Genomic DNA, 16,017 nt, shown 5'->3' on the forward strand with positions numbered 1-16,017 from the left:
CTTAGAAAAAATTAATAGATAGTTATGCAAATAAAATACGATCTACATGCAAGGATGTAAAGCCTGTTGTATAAGCTTATCTATTTCTCTTAATCATAAAAAGGCTTAGGATCGATCTCTAACGATGAAGGCGCTATCGCTCTTTCAATTTTGTACGCACTCGTTTTTAAGTCCACCATCGTGACATCAATGTATCGTTTATACTTGCGGGAGTAGAAACATTTCACTTCTGGCTTTAATGCTTGAGATTCATTTGAAGACCAAACAATACCAACACGCCCATCGTTCAACTCAACAATGGAGCCTACGGGGTACATCCCAATGCAATTAATGAATTTGTAAACTAAGTCGGCGTCTAAATGAAATGGCGTTAGACTCAACAAGATTTTAAACGCTTCCGCAGAACTCATGCCTTTTTTGTAACAGCGATCAGCCGTTAGCGCATCGTAGATATCTACAATACAGCTCATACGGCCGTGAATTGGAATCTCATCCCCCTTCAAGCCTCTAGGATAACCATTGCCATCTAACTTCTCGTGGTGCATCAAACAAACATCACGGCTTACGTCACTAAGCCCTTTTACGTGAAGGATAATCTCACCTGCGAACACTTGATGTAGCTTCATATGTTCAAATTCTTCAGGCGTTAGCTTCGCTGGCTTGTGCAAGATCTTATCATCGACTTTAATTTTACCTACATCATGAATAATGCCACCTACAGCAAGCTGTTTTAGCGTTGGCTTATCCAAGCCCAAGTACTTACCGAATGACACTAAAAGACAAGCGACATTGACGGAGTGTTCCAATAAGTAAGAGTCTTTTTTTCGGAGTGCAGAGACACACTGCAACGCATCTGAGTCAATCAAAACACTTTCAATCACATCGTCAGCCCAAGCTTCTACTTCATCAACTTCTATGATTTTTCCTTCAAAAGTTTGATTCAATAGTTTTTGCGCCAAATCTTTTGCTTCGGCGATCAGCCTTTTGGCTCGCTTGTGTTGGATGTCTCTCGAACGATAAGCTCGTTGACCCCTCTTAAAATCGGAGTGTTTCTGCTCTCGCGTCTCTTTAGTGGCATCAGCTGATTCATCTACAGCCTTGAAGACACACTGCTGCGAAGATAATGTTTGATCTACCCAAACATACTTTACGCCACTTGTAGCAAGCTTCTTAATGCCTTCAGGGCTAGATATCCGCCCTGCATTGGCTAAATTGACGCGCTTGTTGTGCTCTATCGCGGTAACAAACATACCAACGCCGATATCAGCGAGCGCAATTTTGATGGAATTTTTCGGATCGTACTGCATATAAAGAAGGCTTACTCGATATTAACGTCCGCATTATAAGAGATTTGATTACTTGGCGTGATAATAAATTTGAATTGATTACAATTAATGAGCATCCTGTCAATTAATAATCGGTCGCGCTCATTAAGTCCTTTTTGTTATTATGGTTTTATCCAAGATAGCATATATACAAATGACGTTAGAAAACAGCACATTGATACCGACACAACTGAAAATAACTTTAGGATAATTATTCATAAATATTTATAGATTGCGGACGGCATCAATAACTGTATTTTATAAATGATTTTTACTGTTGACTATTTTTTATAAATGTCGATGATTAGCCGCCTAATCTTAGTATGTTATTAACCTAGTAGCGCATAAAATGATAGCCAAACAATTTGAACTGACACTTTTGTGATTGTAATGTACGCCAGCAGATCAACTCTATGTTATCAACCCCAACACTCATCTCTGATGCTAAAAGGCTCGAGGAGGAAATATCTTGACCACCATATTTGACCAACAAGTCTCAGATAGTGACCGAGAGTTCCTAAAAATCGTCGAAGAACGATTCATTCATATCTTCGATGTATTTAACGAAGGCCTCTTTTACATGGATGAGTTTGGCACCATGGTATTTTATAACAAGGGCTTTTATGAGCAGCTTGGTATCAACGCTGGTCGAATCAGCTTAGAGCAATGGTTAGACCTTGTTCACCCTCTCGATCGAGAAAGACTCTCCATTCGGGTCGATGCTCACATCATTACCAACAACACGAGGGTCACAACGACCTACCGCGTGCGTAAACCCAATGGACAGTACGTCTGGATTGAAGGCGTAGCCATGACCAAAGAAACAGAACATGGTCATTATATGGTTGGTAGCCACCGTGATATTTCTGAACGCAAGCTGATGGAAAGCTACATTCATCAAGTCGCATTTCATGACAATGCGTCAGGTATGGCTAATCGCGCCCATCTCTTGCTGGATATTGAAGATAGTGTGCGAGCCACTGATTCTTGTGCATCTATCTGTTACATTCAGATAGAAGAGATTAAATCTTACTTAAATCAATATGGCAGCGAGTTGGTCGATGGGTTAGTGGAAAAATTGCTACAAACTCTCAGTCACCTACCTTCTCCAAATAGTTCTGTATATCGCGTACATGATGATGACTTTGCGATTTTGATTCACGATGAATGCTCGGTAGAAACGCTGCAAAGTTACGCCGAAAGTTTAAAGGAAACCTACCACGAGGCAGTGATTGAAGAGGGCCAATACTTAGGAAGTAACATTAGTATTGGTTTGTATCCTTGCATAGATCCAAGTCACTCAGCAGAGGAAATATTACGTAAAGCAGCACGAACTTGTCAGTACGCAAGCGAGCAGAATAAAGACCGTGTTGCGGTTTACAGTGAGAAAACTCAGCATGCCGTAGACCGTTATTTCTTTATTGAACAAGGTCTAAAAAGTGCACTAGAAAAACAGACATTAAGCGTTAAGTTTCAGCCAATTATTGACGCCAAAAGCTCAAAAGTAGTGAGCTTCGAATCTCTGGTTCGCTGGCGTAGCAAAGAGTTTGGCGAAATTTATCCAGACGAATTCATCCCCGTCGCAGAGAACAAAGGTTTGATTGTCGAGCTCGGATATCAAGTCTTTGCCAAAGCGTGTGAATTTATCAAAAACTACCGTGAGCGTTACCAAAACCAAGTTCGTGTAAACGTGAATGTTTCTGTACTTCAGTTAATGAATAGTGAATTCCCTGCGCGAATTAAAGCCATGGCGGATGAGATTGGTGTCGATCCTGAGTCTATTGTGTTGGAACTAACAGAAACATTTATTTTGGATAATAATCAGACAGCCATTGCCCCTCTCAATACCCTCAGGGAACTAGGATTTGCACTCTCTCTGGATGACTTTGGATCTGGTTACAGTTCATTAAATAGCTTCTTCGACCTCCCGATGACACAAATCAAAATTGATAGGTCGATGGCGTGGAAAACACTAACCAACCGCTCTTCACAAGAATATCTGAAGTTTCTTATCACTATGTGCCAGGAAAATAATATTGAAGTAGTGATTGAGGGAATTGAAGACGCCAAAATGTGTGAATTTTTTACCGAAATGGGCGTCGATTATCTGCAAGGTTATTGGTTCTCTAAGCCACTTTCTGTTGCCAGTGCAAGCCGCTATTCGTTGAGTTAAGCATACTAGAGCAATATTCCGCACGGCCACGTTAAACATGCTGAACTATTCACTATAGATTTCAGACACTAACTGGCCGTGACGAAAACAAGCTTAATGTCCCCCGATTAACGTAGACGTTCAAACACCACACTCTGATCTAAATGTTCGTGATACTGAGTGTAATCTAAGCCCACATCAAAGATATATTGGGTCACCAGGTTTCTAACGCACTCTATTAATTGGCTTGCTTGCCATGGTTTTTCAAAGTAGCGGTCAATGCCTGCGGAGTTGATCGCATTAATCGTATCGGTGTGCGTCGCTTGCCCGGTAAGAAGCACTTTCCTCGTAAAGCCAAAACGACCGTCTTTTGATACATCGGTCAGCAGTTCTACTCCCGTTTTACCTGGCATCACATGATCGGAAATAATCAATGCGATCATCTCGCCTTCTGCATCAAATTCATCCATCAGTTCTAGAGCCTCACCTGCTGATTCGCAGTCTTCGACATTCAACCATTGATTTAACGGCTCTAAATCTTGTAGAACCGCGCTTAGTACCTCTCGTTGGTCATCAACGCAAATTACATTAAGCTTCTCCATGTTCACCCTCTACTGGTAACTTGATTCTAAAAATCGTTTTTTCACTGTCGCTCTTTACCACAATAGAGCCGTTATATCCGGCGATAATGCGCTTCACAATCGACAGACCTAACCCTAAACCAAACGACAATCCCCCCTTTTTAGTGGTGAAGTTTGGCCGGAAAATTTTTCTACGTGTCGCTTCATCAATTTCTGGTCCATTGTTAGCAATCGTGACCAAAATTTTACCCTTACTCTCCCGAGTATGTATTTCGATACCGGGTTTCTCCGTTTCACCAAGTGCATCGCACGCATTCTTTAATATATTTACCCAAACTTGGACGAGTTCGGTTTGAGAACCAGTAAAAGCAGGTAAATCCGCAGGGCTAAAACGAACACTCACTCGTCTTAAGTCACTTTGCAATAGAGCCAATGCGCGATTGATTGAATCATTGATGTTAATCGCTTCATCCAAGTCGATATCCGTGCGCCCCAATTGTTTTACGGATCGTACAATGCCAACGGTATGTTTAGAGGCAATGCGTAAGTCATGGAGATCTCGTCCCATTTGCCAGAAACGTATCGCTTCTTCTGGTCTTTTTAGCCAATGTTCCGAAAGGAAATTATTTGGAACGGCACGTGCAAGATCACGAGCAACCTCCTTGGTTAAACCGTAGTATTTTTCGAAGTGGCGCCCCCGCTTTCTCGCTTCGCTAGAAGAGACTTTCTGCCCTTGCATTAAACCAAAATCAAAAAATTGACTCGCTTCCGGATGAACTTCTTCAAGCAATTCCATGATAACTGTCTCTAGCCGTTCTGATTTACTGCTTACAACGCCTATCGCATTGTTCAACTCATGAGCAATACCCGCTGCAAGCTGCCCCAACGTTGTCATTTGCTCTGCGGTATGAAGCTTTTGTAGTGCTTTTTCTTTAGCCAATGCCTCTTGCATTGCGCGCCGTTGACGACGAGATAATTCGTTAACCATCACAGGCATAAATTGTGTCGTCAATGGTCCGTATGTCGCCTCTTCCACGGCAGGCGTATCACGCTGTATCCAAGCCAATTCAACATCGGTTTGAGCAATCACTGTCGAAGAGGCAGTCCACGTACCAGAAAAGAAACTATGTACGCCAATAAACGCACCTTGAGACGCAGAAAATACCTGAATCGGTTTCTTGTCATCTTCCGCGTAATAGCCCGCCAGTTCTCCCGACAGCACATAGTACAAGCGATCGTTGTAGCCAGCTTGCTCAATAAGCACCGACCCGGATAAAACCGTTAATCGGCGTTCAAGGTGATTAAAGTAGCGTTGTACTAACGCGTCTAACTTCGTTTCGTACATGGGTTATCCAATATGCCCAACAGTATGTAAAATCCACACCATCACAAAGCTGAGTAATACGCCAATCACGCCTAGCACGGCACCGATACGAGCCATTTGGCCGCTCTCGACATGCCCTGTTGCATGAGCTAACGCGTTTGGTGGCGTACTGATTGGTAACGACATACCGAGTGAAGCAGCAAATGTCACGACCAAGATCAGAGTAACTTCACCGCCGAGAGGCGTTAGCGAAGCCATAGAAGTACCCAGCGCAGCCATAATCGGCATCAGCAAGTTTGCGGTGGCTGTATGCGACATAAAGTTTGCCATTAACAAGCACAAGAAAGCCGCACCAAACAAGACAACATATGGCGAGAACTGATCAAACGGAATGCTGTGTACCACCAGCTTCGCAAGCCCGGTTTTATCTAGAGCAAGGCCCAGAGCAATACCGCCTGACACCAACCAAAGCACATCCCAAGAGATTTTCTTCAAGTCTTCTTTGTTAATGATGCCCGTCAATGAGAACACTGCGACCGGAATTAATGCTACTGTGTAAGAATTCATTCCATGTGCAGACCCCATCAACCAAAGAATAATCGTGCCGGCAAAGGTGACGTAAACCATTATTGCTTTGGGTGTTTTCAAAAACTTGCTTTTAATGTTCAGATCGATGGTGGTTTGTTCGGCTTTATATAAAAAGCCAATCAGAAACCAGGCTAACGCCATCATCACAATAACGAATGGCACACCAAATACCATCCATTCACCAAACGTAATTAAGTTGTCACCAACCAAATATTTTAGGGCGATGGCATTCGGTGGCGTGCCGATTGGAGTACCAATGCCACCAATGTTGGCTGCAACAGGAATACACAAGGCGAATGCAATTCGACCTGGGTCTTTAGGCCCGAAAACCGCTATCACAGGGGTTAAAATGGACAACATCATCGCTGTTGTTGCGGTGTTTGACATAAACATGGAAAAAACAGCGGTGATCAGCATCAACCCCAGCATAACGAACTTTGGTTTTTGTCCAAATGGTTTGAGTAACACTCGGGCTAAGTTGACATCTAACCTGTACTTTGTCGCCGCCATAGCCAAAAAGAAACCGCCGAGGAAGAGCATAATAATCGGACTAGCGAAGGTCGCCATTATCTCGTTGTATTGTAATAGTTCACCAAAATGTGGCTGCCCCTCTTGCAAACGAAAGAGCACAATACCTTTATTTGATACAAGCAATAGCTCTAGGACAATGATCACAACCGAAGTGGCGTAGATTGGAATTGGCTCGAATACCCAGCAAAGTGCGGCAAGCAAGAAGATTGCAATCACTCTTTGCTGGACGATAGTAATGCCATCAAATGGGAACGCAGAGAGAGGCATTAACCAAACAAGCAATGGTATCAATGTTGGAACAACGTATTTGAGATAAGGGCGCATAGTACTACTTCTCTTCCTGAGATGGTTAGCCAGACACATTTGGCGTTTGGAACGCTATTACCCGCCGCAAAACCAAAACTTTCAGACTGTTTTTTAAGCCTTCAGAGACGAAATGCGGTAATGGCGTTCCAGAGAAGATTATGTACACTGTTTTCAAACAAAACGTTGGTGCGAGATCAATGAACTCGCTTTCACATTGGAAAACATTTTATATCTGTGTTCAAGCTCACTAAATGCTCACTATTTAAGTTAAATATACTTTTCCATCATAAAGTTAGTTAAGGTTTCTCCCCTAACCTCAACACGTTGTCGAGACTTAACTGTGAAACCCATTTTCTCGTAAAAAGGTCGGGCGGTAATACTCACTTCAGAATACAGTCGTTTTATCCCCTGTACTTTCGCCTGTGAAAAAAGAAAAGACATCAAATCACGACCAACACCTTGTCCTTGGTATTCATGATGGCAAAAGAAATGATCAATCAAGCCGTCACCTTGCAAATCACAATAGCCAACGACCTGCCCTTCTATCTCCGCGACGTACGGTTGAATATCGTCCATTTTTCGTTGCCACACATCGAGGTCAAAATCTGATGGTGCCCAAGCGGAAACTTGTGATTCCGTATAATCGCGACGATTAATGATTCGCACAGTATGGTAAAAGAGTGCCCACAGTGTTGGGGCATCCTCGGTGCGATAGCAGCGTATTGAGAGCATCAATTTCCTCATTCCTATTCAATAAATACTAAGCATTAACGCAAAGTGATACTAGTGAACTCATCATTTTCAATGCCAATCACTAAAGGCTTCCCAATCTGATCACTGTTCATCAATACGGTTGTATTCAGCTCTCGGCTTGATCTGCGTATATTGCTTTTTCTTATGATATGAATATTCACAATATAATCGGAATACTCCTTTGTGATTCCGCCGGAAAATTCTACGTGCTCACTTTCATTGTCTCGGACAACATGAAATTTTCGATTGGCTTGAATATCAGTACTGATGGAGGAGTCACCATAGTTCAGCACAACGGACGTTGGTTCGCTATCTTGATTGGCAAAACAGCCAAATGCGAACATGCTTAATGCGAGTATACTTTTTGATTTAAACATTAATTATTCTATTTCTAGTTATTTTTCTGCTATTTGCATGACCAAACAGCACTTGTTCTGTGAGCGCCTATTGTGCCATAGCTGAACGCTGACTCTAAACGCGCAAAAAGATGAGCGATGAAAATTCCGTCCAAAACAAGCAAATGTGAGACAATGTGAGGGTCCCAAACTCACTCAACCAGTCAAAGGCCACTGTAAATCTCTGTTTTTTTATGCTTTTAATTCATGTGACCGTGTAAGGAATACATACAACCTCTTACTTTTTCATACGCAACTAGATGAATCGTTCGAGAAATACGGCATCGTCTATGCCACATGTTACAAATCGGCTTACCTTATTATTACGTATGAACTGGAATTATGGCACTAACTTCCCTCTCTCTTTTAATAAGGAGAGGATTTCAACAATCAGGCTTGCCACGTTTTTATAGCTAAAATCAGTAGAGCGTTACCAACATCGGTTGGTCTAGGAGCAATAAATGAAAGACCCTCTCAACTTTACTCACCTTGTAAAAATTTGGCTCATGTCAATCGCGGTTATGCTGGGTGGATGCACTCAAGGAGATTGGCGTACCGCTAGCAGAGAACCTGCGGGTATCGCACCCGATCCTTCCAATGTTAAGCATGCTGTGATTGAGTTTTACGCCGCAGACGCGTTTGGTTGGCGAGGCTGGTTTGCCGTTCATACATGGTTTGCAATAAAGCCTGAAAATGCGAACGAATATACAGTGTATGAAGTAGTCGGCTGGAGAGTGAATCGCGGACAACCCGCTCTATATCAGTACCAAACTGGGACGCCAGATCGATATTGGTATGGTGCAAAACCAGAAAAGATCCTCTCCATACAAGGTGAAAAGGCCCGCCAGCTTATCCCTAAAATACAAAGTGTTATTAACCAATACCCTTGGGCTGAAGAATATACGCTGTTTCCAGGGCCAAATAGCAATACATTTCCGGCTTGGGTGGGTAAACAAATACCAGAATTAGAGCTGAACTTGCCGTTTCGCGCAATTGGTAGCGGTTACGCCAGCGATTAACAGCAAAGATTAGTCACTGGCTCGTTTTATGTTCAGCATAAAGCACAATATCTATTGTGCGTCGTCACCCAACTCCGTTCTATTTCTTCCATTATGTTTCGCTTTATACAGTGCATTATCGGCGTCTTTCATTACCGCTTCAATTGGTGTGTCATTGCCTTTCCAATGAGAAACACCCAACGAAACCGTGACCTTACCAACCACCTGAAAGTCATGTTGTTCCACGTTGTGTCTAATACGCTCTGCAACATCCATAGCGTGGTTTACGTCTGTTTTTTCCAAAAACATCATAAATTCTTCACCGCCAGAACGACACAGGTGATCATTAGAGCGAGCTTGGTCTTTCATTAACTGCGCAAACTCTCTAAGTAAATTGTCACCCACGTCATGGCCATAGTTATCGTTTACGCTCTTAAAGTGGTCAATATCTAGCGCCAAAACAGAGAACGCGGTATTTTCCTGCTTAAACAAACCAAGAACTTTATCTAATCCACGTCGATTCAATAATCCAGTCATCGAATCTGTTAATGTATCCAGTTGCAGCTTATCAATGGTTTTTGACACGATACCAAATGCTTTAAGAAAGCTAAGCTTCAAATGTGAGACCTCAAAATACCAAGACTTAACCAGTTTGAGATCATCGATAGAGGATGAATGTTCTTCGACACCTCGCACAGCACCCGCTAACTGCCAAAGTGGTCTAGAAATAAGAAGGGACAAGAACCAAATTAGCAACAAAGTTAATAAACCAATTGGAATCGACTTAAGGAAAACATTCCACATCTGTTCATCTAGCACAGATAACGTCATCGATTTCGGGCGCTGAGCAACAATTCCCCATCCTGATGACTTTACTGGTGCATAACCAGCAAGCATTTCGACGCCGCGAGAGTTAACAATTTCTTTGTTACCGCTCTGCCCCATCGTCACCGCTTTGATTGCCTCATTATCGTCGATTACTTCACCAACTCTCGATTGATCTGGGTGATAAATCAGAGTGTTACTCTCATCGACAACGTAAAGGAAAGAACCATCTTTGTATGCGTGCTGGCTGAGTAACTCTGCAAGAATATTTTCTTTTTCTAGATAAATAGTGCCGCCGATATAACCTAAATATTCATTAGATTGAGAAAATATAGGGTATGAGATGGTTAACAAGTAATTTCCAGCTGGCGATATAAATGGTTCAGTAACAACCGGTGCTTGAGCGTTTAAAGACTGGCGTTTTCTTTCACCCACTAACCTTACACCTTTCACCTGAAGTGTTTCAGGGGATACAGAAATAATAACCCCTTTTGCATTAACGACAACCACAGAGTTAAATGATTTGGTTTGCGTTCTTAATCTCTCAGCCTCTTTATCAAGAAGCTGAGCGTCATGCATCTTGTCTTTTAGCACGTTCGCACTGTATTTTAGCTGCGACATTGAGCTTTCTATGAAAGAGTCTGTCATTTCAGACATTTTTTGGGCGTAAACACGGTTTGATTCTAACGTGTTATTGATGATGAGATCCCTTTGAACACGATAAATCGAGTAGAATGCGTTGATCAAAGTGACAAGCACACTGAACACACATAGGGTGACAATAAGATTTCTAAGATTGAGTTTTTCTTTTCTTCTAAAAGACATTGCCAATGGCCAACTTTGAAGGCTTTCTGTATAAATGAGCGTATAGGTTATATGAAATTGATTTGATTTTCAGGTAGTAAGTTGGGATCAATGTTAATATTTGCTCACATTAAAGAACACTTTATGAGCTAAAAAGAGAATTCAGTAGCACGATAAAGAACCGTGCTACTTTCATATTTGGCGTTTAAGAGGGTTTTGTCTCTGTCATCGTTTTTAATATATCCACAACTAGCTGATGATCATCTAACTGCGGTAAACCCGATACCGTCACAACCCCAACCAAACCAGACCCAGAAAGCCGAATTGGGAACGCGCCACCATGAGCACAGTACTCACGAGCATCGAGATGAGGCTGATTTTCGAAATCACGTTGCTTTTGCTTGTTGTACAGAGAAAGATAGTAAGAGCTGTGGCCATACCTTAATACTGAGTTTCGCTTCCTACGGACCCAATCTAAATGATCAGCGCAGGTTCCTGCCATCGCGTATTGAAATAGCGTTTGTCCAAAGCCGTAAACCTCAATAGCAACAGCCGCGCCGCGAGCTTCAGCCTCTTCTTTTAGAGCGAGGCCGATAGACCACGCAATATGGTGATTAAATTCCGCCAACTGAAGTTCATGCTCTTGCAGGGCCACGAGTTCAAGCGTCAAACTCATGGTTTCACCTGAATCGTTTTACCCGTTTTACTGCTTTCCAATGCCATCTCAATCAGAGCGATATTCTGTACTGCTTGAGCGGCAGGAACCGGGTTATCAGTGCCCAAGCGAATGGCGTCTGCCACACCAACAAAGTAAGCTTGGTACGCGCCTCTCTCCGTTTTGATAGTTTGCGCACCGTCTTCGTCGTAACGGACGCCGTATAACGCCTCATCTTCTTCCGACCAAGCATCGTTTTCCGGCAAACGGCCTTCTTTTAAGTAGCCCTCTTGAGGATCTAATCCGAACTTTTCATATTTAGCTTCCGTACCCAATACTTTGTAGCGGAGATTCGGCTCTGGGCTATACAAGTTTGAATGCAAGTGCACAATATGCTCAGGGTAATGAAGTATCAAGTTGTAATAATCAATCGTTGTCGCACCCGGGCGCATCATTCGACATTGTGCGTCTATCGCATCTGGCAAGCCAAACAACACCAATGCTTGATCGAGAAGATGAGGAGCAAGGTCGAATAGAATACCACCGCCATCTTGAGCCTGCTCTCGCCATCGTTGACGAACTTCAGGGCGGTAACGGTCAAAGTGTGACTCAAACAGCTTTATATCACCTAACTTACCTTGTTCGATAAGAGATTTAACCGTGAGAAAATCTCCATCCCAACGTCTATTGTGAAAAACGCTCAGCACTAGACCTTTCTCTTCCGCCAAAGCGATAAGTTCATTACCGTCTTCTATACGAGTAACAAACGGTTTCTCGACGATGACGTGTTTCCCATTGTTCAACGCACGCTTTGCAAGTTCGTAATGTAGGTCATTTGGCGCAGTAATGATTACGAGCTCTGCATCACTATCATCGAGTAAAGTATTCGCATCAGAAAACCACTTAGCATCTGGCCAATCATTTTGAACCGCCTCCTGTTGACGAGAGCTTATCGCGCTCAGCGTTAAATTTGGTAGCGCTTTAATGAAGGGTAAATGAAACGTTTTTGCTGAATATCCGTAACCAATCACAGCGGTTTTTACGGGATCGTAAGCCATTCTAAGATTCCTTATTTCGGTGACACAACAATACATTCAATATCATTGTGATCGAGGAGTTGTTGAAAATCTGATTGAGGGGGATGATCGGTAATAATGATGTCGATCTTTGACAAATCACATACGTGGTGGAAATTGTCGCTACCAATTTTTCGGGATTCACAAACGACGATGACCTGCTGAGCTTGAGCAATCATCGCTTGTTTCATTGTTGCTTCTAACAAACTATTTGTTGTCAGCCCTCGGGATGTCAATGCACACACGCCAATGAACGCTTTGTTCACGTGATACTGCTGCATTTGCTGCTCTGCTTGCGCCCCTAAAACTGCTCTGGCATAAGGGTCAAAGTGTCCGCCTAAGAAATAAACGTCCATTGTGTCGTTTGTTTCAGCAGCGGTCAGTACATCAATGCTGTTAGTGACGACGTTGAGCTTGTTTTCTCCACAATGTGCTTTTCCTGCATAGAGTGGGAGCAGAGACAAAATGGTGCTGGTATCAATAACAAGATGGTCGCGCTCATCCAACAACGCTGCGGCAGCTTGAGCTAGTCGATGTTTAACGTCACTCACGGGTCGACTCGCGTATGCCTCGGTATGGGAAGAGATCGGCGCAAGCATGACACCACCTCGTATTCTTTGTAACCCAGGTTGCTGACTCAACTTAACTAAGTCTCGGCGAGCTGAATCTCGCGAGATACCAAAGTACTCACAAACTTCAGACAACGTTACTTTATGTTGCTGATCCAGCCTGGCTCTGAGCGCTACGAGTCTTTCTTCTTGTGTCATAACTTAAATTCACTTAAGTAGTTTTAAGTAAACTTGCCACAATGATAGAAAAATTACCAACAAAACCACTTATAACCAACTCAATTGACCAAAGGTTAACCAAAGATAAATGAGCAGCAAGGCAAACTTCCTAGAGCGGTACGTTCACTCAAGCCCACATAGTTAGGCGTATGAAGTTTATTTATACCCGTTTAAAACAACTGGCTCATCTAGCCCTAACTTCACCCTATTTATTTTAATAAGCGCTTTTGGTAGTGGAATAAACCCAGCATTTCGTACCTGTTGTGTATTGTTGTCGGTTGTAAGGAGTTCAAATAGCTTTGATTTTTTGATCTTCTGATTAGTGTCGAATTGTTTATTTACATAAACGTAATAGACCACGGAAAATGGATAGCGAAGAGAATAGATGCAATCTGTGCTCAAAGAGCATGAGTCATCGTTATGATGAACAGAGAGAGCCTTGTAGCTCGACCACTGTTCTGAGTATTTAAAATCGGAGTATCGCATATAAGCTTTGGCTGACAAGTCGTCGCTTAAAGCCCGTTTCAATCGGTCTTCATCAAGCATTTGAATCGATGATTGACAACCATTAGAGCTCACATCTGGGTTACTTAAACGCATCTCCCCGAAAGCATACGTATTTGCATCACAGCGTTTCAATTCACTAACGGAAAAACTATCTACCGTACTCTTTTGACTATTGATTACGACAATAGCGTTTGCCATTAAAAACAAACGTGTAGGCCTGTGGCCTCTTTCTCGTTGAAATCGGGAGATGTTTTCATCTGACCATTTCTTAGATGTGATCGCAATAGAGGTTCCGTCATTTAGCATGTCGTTAAAACCACCAGACTGAGATGCAAGCGCTACATTTACACTTGGCTCATCTATCAATGTTTCTATCGTTTCTAGTATCTCTGGTTCGACAAAAATCGATGTTCGAGCCTCAGAGTCAGCAAATGCCAGCGGTGAAATCAAACATGAAGCTAGAGCAAAGAAAGGCAAGACTTTAATTTTCATAATTCAACTCCAACTTCGAATTAGGTGTCAACTCGCTGTCCGAACTAAATATAGTCCACGCTTGTTCAGTACTTTCAGCTTTCGTGTTTACAACAGCAATTGTGCGCCTTTCCCGTTTTTTTAGTTGTACCGTCAATGCCGTATTCTGATAAAACTCTTGCTCTTCAATTCGATTATCTTGAATGCCGTTTCTCACTAGCAATTCTCGTATAGCTGCCGTCCTTTTCTTTGCCAACGCTTTGTTGTATTCGAGTGACGCTTCAGGGCTTGTGTCTCCTATCAGTATGACTTGCGCATTTGGGTTACTCTGAAGCAGTGCTTTCAACTCGCTTAGCGGCATATCATGAGATGGCGTTACCTGATGCTCATCCATCGCAAAGAAAAAACTGATCAGGTGTGTCTGCGAGTCGTTGACCCAATTCGCACAGCCCTCACTGTCAACAACGACACCTTTTGGCGTATCTGCGCAGTTATCTCGTTGGTTTATCACACCATCACTATCATTGTCTTTAAGGTCGTAGTACTGGTAAGTGGTCAACGTCGTATTCGGTGATTCAGCACAGCCTGCTAACATGAAAACTAGAAGACTCGTAACTGCGAATTTATCCATTATTGTTCTCCTTCCAGTTCTCTGGATACTCAACTCGCAACGCATAAGTCAGAATCCCCATCGAGTTGAATAAACGGTAAGTGGCAACCAAATGATCGTACTTTGTTCGGGTATAGTTCCGTCTCGCAACAAACGTTTCAACTTTGGCATCTAATACATCTAACAAACTGCGTCGCCCTACATTGAACTGCTGGATGTACCCTAATTCAGTTACTTTCGCCGCATCAACGTTGACTTTTAAAAACTCCATTTGCTGTTGAAGTAATGTATGTGCGTCCCATGCCAGCCTTACACCTTCATTCGCATCTAGTTCTGCATTTGCTCGAATAGCCCTCGCCTCCTCTACTCGCCAGGCAGATGACTCCACTCGGGAGTCTGTAGAAAAGCCGTTAAAAAGATCGTAGTTGACCGTCAGCATAACCTTTGCATCTTCGTTAATGCCTTCAATATTATCCACGTTGTCTGTTTTGTTGGCTGACAGCTCAAGCTTGAGCTCTGGGTAGTAATCCCCCTTTTCTCTTTTTACTTCATGTCGAGCCGCCTCTAAATCTTTCATCGCCGACTGTATGGATGGGTGCAACCTAACCGCTTGTTTAAGTGCTTCGTCAAGCTTATTCGGAAGCAATTCCTGCGGGTAAACAGGCTCAACTAAGTTTTGCGGCGCTCGACCAACTAAACGTACAAATCTTGTTCTAGCATCGGAAAGATTGTTTTGGGCGGCAATCAATGATGACTGTGTTGTCGCGACACGCGAAGAAACCTGTGCTAAATCGGAGTTGCTGGTTAAACCTTTTTCTTTTTTATCTAGAATGAAACGGTAGATCTCTTGGTGTTCACTTAAGTTTCTTTCTGTCAGTTTCATCAACTCTCGGGCATGTAAAACGTCCACATACGCTCTGACAGTATCTAATGCGACATTTTCCGCAGATGCCAATAAGCCTAAGCGTTCAGCTTCAGCCTCGTAAGATAGGCGATCAACATCAGCACTTGTTTTAAATCCATCAAATAACAGTTGGGAGATTCTTACGCCCATCTCCGTTCTTTCTAATGTTCTATCTTCACTGTCGATGTAGTTTCCGTTGTTATATCGAGTACCTTCGTACCCTGCTGCTGCATACAAATTAACCTGAGGAAGAAATGAACCATTTATGGCATTTCGGTCTCGTACCATCGACTCATAGCGAGAATAGCGAGCAAGCAAACTGGGGGAGCTATCGAGAGATAACGTAACTGACTCTTCTAAAGTCAAAGCGTTTGGCGACGATGATACTGCAAACAAGACCAATAACGTTGATTTAAGCCGCATC

The 16,017-nt window shown here is 42.8% G+C and carries 15 protein-coding genes; 2 read left to right on the plus strand and 13 right to left on the minus strand.

Going from position 1 to position 16,017, the window contains the following annotated elements:
- Positions 1 to 89: 89 nt before the first annotated feature.
- A complete protein-coding gene (locus tag R7R24_RS10530) occupies positions 90 to 1,307 on the minus strand; it encodes an HD-GYP domain-containing protein (protein WP_191116335.1) in 1,218 nt (405 codons plus the stop codon).
- A gap of 487 nt (positions 1,308 to 1,794) precedes the next feature.
- On the opposite strand from R7R24_RS10530, the gene R7R24_RS10535 reads away from it, so the two are divergent.
- Positions 1,795 to 3,498: a putative bifunctional diguanylate cyclase/phosphodiesterase gene (locus tag R7R24_RS10535; protein ID WP_191116334.1), complete on the plus strand. Its 1,704-nt coding sequence runs from the start codon at positions 1,795 to 1,797 to the stop codon at positions 3,496 to 3,498.
- Positions 3,499 to 3,605: 107 nt separating this feature from the next.
- Here R7R24_RS10535 and R7R24_RS10540 read toward each other — a convergent pair whose 3' ends face one another.
- The 5 genes from R7R24_RS10540 to R7R24_RS10560 all read right to left on the minus strand — a co-directional run bounded on the left by R7R24_RS10540 (position 3,606) and on the right by R7R24_RS10560 (position 7,937).
- The gene (locus R7R24_RS10540; protein WP_005377744.1) at positions 3,606 to 4,079 is read right to left on the minus strand and encodes a response regulator; all 474 of its coding nucleotides are present in this window, start codon (positions 4,077 to 4,079) and stop codon (positions 3,606 to 3,608) included.
- The gene (locus R7R24_RS10545) at positions 4,066 to 5,403 is read right to left on the minus strand and encodes an ATP-binding protein (protein WP_191116333.1); all 1,338 of its coding nucleotides are present in this window, start codon (positions 5,401 to 5,403) and stop codon (positions 4,066 to 4,068) included. The genes R7R24_RS10540 and R7R24_RS10545 overlap by 14 nt, the downstream gene beginning before the upstream one ends.
- Positions 5,404 to 5,406: 3 nt before the next feature.
- Positions 5,407 to 6,825 (minus strand): SLC13 family permease, encoded by a 1,419-nt coding sequence (locus R7R24_RS10550; protein WP_017634015.1) that lies wholly within the window; start codon positions 6,823 to 6,825, stop codon positions 5,407 to 5,409.
- 249 nt (positions 6,826 to 7,074) lie between these two features.
- Positions 7,075 to 7,539: a GNAT family N-acetyltransferase gene (locus R7R24_RS10555; RefSeq protein WP_017820619.1), complete on the minus strand. Its 465-nt coding sequence runs from the start codon at positions 7,537 to 7,539 to the stop codon at positions 7,075 to 7,077.
- A gap of 35 nt (positions 7,540 to 7,574) precedes the next feature.
- Entirely contained in the window at positions 7,575 to 7,937 is a 363-nt protein-coding gene (locus tag R7R24_RS10560; RefSeq protein ID WP_017634013.1) for a hypothetical protein, read from the minus strand.
- 479 nt (positions 7,938 to 8,416) lie between these two features.
- Between R7R24_RS10560 and R7R24_RS10565 the strand changes: the two genes are divergently transcribed.
- Positions 8,417 to 8,974 carry a DUF3750 domain-containing protein gene (locus R7R24_RS10565; protein ID WP_064353879.1) on the plus strand — a complete coding sequence of 186 codons (558 nt, stop codon included), beginning with the start codon at positions 8,417 to 8,419 and terminating at the stop codon, positions 8,972 to 8,974.
- A gap of 51 nt (positions 8,975 to 9,025) precedes the next feature.
- Here R7R24_RS10565 and R7R24_RS10570 read toward each other — a convergent pair whose 3' ends face one another.
- From R7R24_RS10570 to R7R24_RS10600, 7 genes are all read right to left on the minus strand, one after another.
- Complete coding sequence (locus R7R24_RS10570) at positions 9,026 to 10,603, minus strand: sensor domain-containing diguanylate cyclase (protein ID WP_005389121.1); 1,578 nt, start codon at positions 10,601 to 10,603, stop codon at positions 9,026 to 9,028.
- Positions 10,604 to 10,787: 184 nt separating this feature from the next.
- Complete coding sequence (locus tag R7R24_RS10575; protein WP_033905228.1) at positions 10,788 to 11,258, minus strand: heme-degrading domain-containing protein; 471 nt, start codon at positions 11,256 to 11,258, stop codon at positions 10,788 to 10,790.
- The gene (locus R7R24_RS10580) at positions 11,255 to 12,295 is read right to left on the minus strand and encodes an oxidoreductase (protein ID WP_206946908.1); all 1,041 of its coding nucleotides are present in this window, start codon (positions 12,293 to 12,295) and stop codon (positions 11,255 to 11,257) included. Before R7R24_RS10580 ends, R7R24_RS10575 begins: the two co-directional genes overlap by 4 nt.
- A gap of 11 nt (positions 12,296 to 12,306) precedes the next feature.
- Positions 12,307 to 13,080 (minus strand): DeoR/GlpR family DNA-binding transcription regulator, encoded by a 774-nt coding sequence (locus R7R24_RS10585; RefSeq protein WP_206946911.1) that lies wholly within the window; start codon positions 13,078 to 13,080, stop codon positions 12,307 to 12,309.
- 177 nt (positions 13,081 to 13,257) lie between these two features.
- Positions 13,258 to 14,100, minus strand: a complete 843-nt coding sequence (locus tag R7R24_RS10590; RefSeq protein ID WP_206946913.1) for a phosphate ABC transporter substrate-binding protein — start codon at positions 14,098 to 14,100, stop codon at positions 13,258 to 13,260.
- Positions 14,090 to 14,710 (minus strand): OmpA family protein, encoded by a 621-nt coding sequence (locus R7R24_RS10595; protein WP_137281949.1) that lies wholly within the window; start codon positions 14,708 to 14,710, stop codon positions 14,090 to 14,092. Before R7R24_RS10595 ends, R7R24_RS10590 begins: the two co-directional genes overlap by 11 nt.
- A complete protein-coding gene (locus R7R24_RS10600) occupies positions 14,703 to 16,016 on the minus strand; it encodes a TolC family outer membrane protein (protein ID WP_064368370.1) in 1,314 nt (437 codons plus the stop codon). The genes R7R24_RS10595 and R7R24_RS10600 overlap by 8 nt, the downstream gene beginning before the upstream one ends.
- Between the last annotated feature and the right edge of the window lies 1 nt (position 16,017).

It is taken from the genome of Vibrio sp. 704 (genome assembly GCF_033339295.1).